General features: G+C 71.2%; 2 protein-coding genes. Both read left to right on the forward strand.

All coding sequences use genetic code 11. From position 1 onward, the window contains the following. Window positions 1-239: 239 nt before the first annotated feature. Window positions 240-1,187: a DUF6461 domain-containing protein gene (locus ACTUAL_RS25710; RefSeq protein ID WP_440902054.1), complete on the forward strand. Its 948-nt coding sequence runs from the start codon at window positions 240-242 to the stop codon at window positions 1,185-1,187. Continuing rightward, window positions 1,180-2,454, forward strand: a complete 1,275-nt coding sequence (tyrS, locus tag ACTUAL_RS25715; RefSeq protein WP_440902055.1) for a tyrosine--tRNA ligase — start codon at window positions 1,180-1,182, stop codon at window positions 2,452-2,454. The genes ACTUAL_RS25710 and tyrS overlap by 8 nt, the downstream gene beginning before the upstream one ends. Window positions 2,455-3,009 lie beyond the last annotated feature (555 nt).

Consider the following 3,009-nt stretch of genomic DNA (forward strand, 5'->3'; position numbering starts at 1 on the left):
CGCCATCGCCGCCGACGTCGCCGGACTGCGCCCCCTGATCCCGACCGGACCTGCCGCCGCCGCGGGCCGCCTGCGACCCGGCCCGCCCCGCGACCCCGATCCGTTCCCGAGGTCCCGCAGCCCCCGGCCGCGTTCGGTGTCCTCACTTCTCGGCGAACGGCCTGGTCACCGAGATCGACGGTGGCATCGCGATCCGCACCGGGGTCGCGAGCGGGCGGGTCAGGCTGGACTTCCGCGCCGTGCGCGCCCCGGCCGCCCCCTGGTTCGACCTCGACGAGACCGTCGAGATCAGCTGGACCGCGCCCAGGGGCGGCGCCACCGTGAACGGCGAACCCCTGCCCGACCCGATGGACCCGCCCGCCTGGCAGTCCCCCCACGCCCCGCGCACCACCGAGACCCCGCCCTGGCCCGGTGACTACCGCGCCCTCGTGGAGGCCAACAGCCGCGACGGCGACGAGACCGAGCACTACTCGATCACCGTCTGGCCCGCGCCCCGCGCGCCCCAGGTCATCCACAAGCGCACCGACCGCCTCGGCCACCGCCTGCGCGGCGAACCCGAACCCGACCGCCCCACCCCGCCCTGGGCGCACCACCGCTGGGTCGAGAACAGCGACCTGGCCCAGGCCGGCACCATCACCGTCGTCACCGGGACCATCCGCGAGCACTTGCTCGCCGCCCTCGGCATCAGCCCGCCCCCGGTCGACCCCGCCGAGCGGGAGCGCATCCGTGACGAGACCGACCACAGCGTGCTGATCCCGTGGATCGCCCTCGCCGAGGTCGTCGACGGCGTGTTCGCCCTCTGGGAGGACAACGGCCACCGGTGCGCGGACCCCGCCCTCCTCGCCAGGCTGTCCGAGCACGGCCGCGCCGCGAGCACGTTCTGGACCGTCGACGCCCTGACCACCCTGTCCTTCGCCGAGCGAGGGCGGGCGCTGCTCTCGTTCGAGCCGCACAGCGTCCCGGACAGCTGCCCCGACGAGGTCCGCGCGCTGCTCGACGGCCTGGACATCACCGACTCCCGCCACCGGAAGGCCAAGGGCCTCACCGCCGTCGAGCGCTTCACCGGCCACGGCTACGCGCCCGCCGACCACGCCGCCGTCCTCGCCACCGCCGCGTTCCACCGGGTGGGGGAGTGGTGCCGGTCAAAAGCGGTGGACCGGGTGGGCGACAATGGTCCGCGTGAGTGAGCACATCCTCGACGAGCTGACCTGGCGCGGCCTGATCGCGCAGTCCACCGACCTCGACGCCCTGCGCAAGGACCTCGACTCGGGGCCGCTCACCCTCTATTGCGGCTTCGACCCGAGCGCCCCGAGCCTGCACGCGGGCAACCTCGTCCCCCTGCTGATGCTCCGCCGCTTCCAGCGCGCCGGTCACCGGCCGGTGATCCTCGCGGGCGGCGCCACCGGCATGATCGGCGACCCGCGCGACACGGCCGAGCGCCAGCTGAACCCGGTGGACACGGTCGCCGAGTGGGTCGGGCGGATCAAGGGGCAGCTGGAGCGGTTCGTCGAGTTCGACGACGGCCCGACCGGCGCGATCGTGGTCAACAACCTGGACTGGACCGGCCCGATGCCGGTGCTGGAGTTCCTGCGCGACGTCGGCAAGCACTTCTCGGTCAACGTCATGCTCGCCCGCGAGACGGTCAAGCGCCGGCTGGCCAGCGACGGCAGGTCGTTCACCGAGTTCAGCTACCTGCTGCTCCAGTCGCACGACTACCTGCGGCTGCACCGCGACCACGGCGTCGCGCTGCAGATCGGCGGCTCCGACCAGTGGGGCAACCTCGTCGGCGGCGTCGACCTCATCCGCAAGGTCGAGGGGCGCACCGTGCACGCCATGACCGCGCCCCTGGTCACGGACTCCGAGGGCCGGAAGTTCGGCAAGTCCACCGGCGGCGGCAACGTGTGGCTCGACCCGTCGATGACCTCGCCGTACGCCTGGTACCAGTACTTCGTGAACGTCGGCGACGCCGAGGTCATCCACTACCTGCGGCTGTTCAGCTTCCTGTCCCGCGAGGAGATCGCGGAGCTGGAGGAGCAGACCACGAGCGCCCCGCACCTGCGGGCGGCGCAGCGCAAGCTGGCCGAGCTGTTCACCGACCTGGTGCACGGGCAGCACGAGCGGGAGCAGGTCGTCGCGGCCAGCCAGGCGCTGTTCGGCCGGGGGGAGCTGCGGGAGCTGGACCTGTCGACGCTCGACGCGGCCATGGCCGAGGTGCCGTCCGGCGAGGTCGCCCTGGCGGACGCGCCGACGATCGTGGACCTGCTGATCGCGGGCCAGCTGGCGGACAGCAGGGGGGCGGCGCGGCGCGCGGTCAAGGAGGGCGGCGCCTACGTGAACAACACGAAGGTGACCGACGAGGAGTGGACGCCCACCGCCGAGGACCTGCTGCACGGGACGTGGCTGGTCGTGCGGCGCGGGAAGCGGAACTTCGCGGGCGTGAAGGTCCGCCGCTGATCCGGTCCGCAGTTCGCTGACCTGCGCGTTCTTCGTTCACCGAGGCCGCCGTCCCCGCTGGGGGCGGCGGCCTTCGTCATCATTTGGTGTGATCGCGGTCACACTGTTGTGGCCGCTGCGGGTCGGATAGCGTGTCGGTAGGCCTGCCGCAGGCCGCTTGACCTGCGGTTTGGTGCTGCGGCACTGGCCTGCGCCCCCGATTTGACCTCGGGTTCGGGTGCGTGTAACTTTCTCTCTGCCAGCGCGGAACGGGCCGGGAAACACCGGAACGGAGCGCGGCGGAAGACCAGGGTCACGAACCAAGCTCCCAGATCGTGTGGTAGAGTGGGTGACCTGCGAAACGGAAGACCCAGCCCGGCCTCTTCTTGAGGTGCTGCGGCCAAGGGCGTCTGGTTTCAAGCGCAAACGTAGAATGAAGCACTAGCCTCGGATCGGGCCGCGCTGCGGAACGTGATGATGTGCGCGTGTTCTTTGAGAACTCAACAGCGTGCCGAATAGCCAGTAAATTATGATCCTCGTCAAGAGGATTCCTTTGAGATTGTTACTGGACAGCTG

This window comes from Actinosynnema sp., assembly GCF_052038725.1.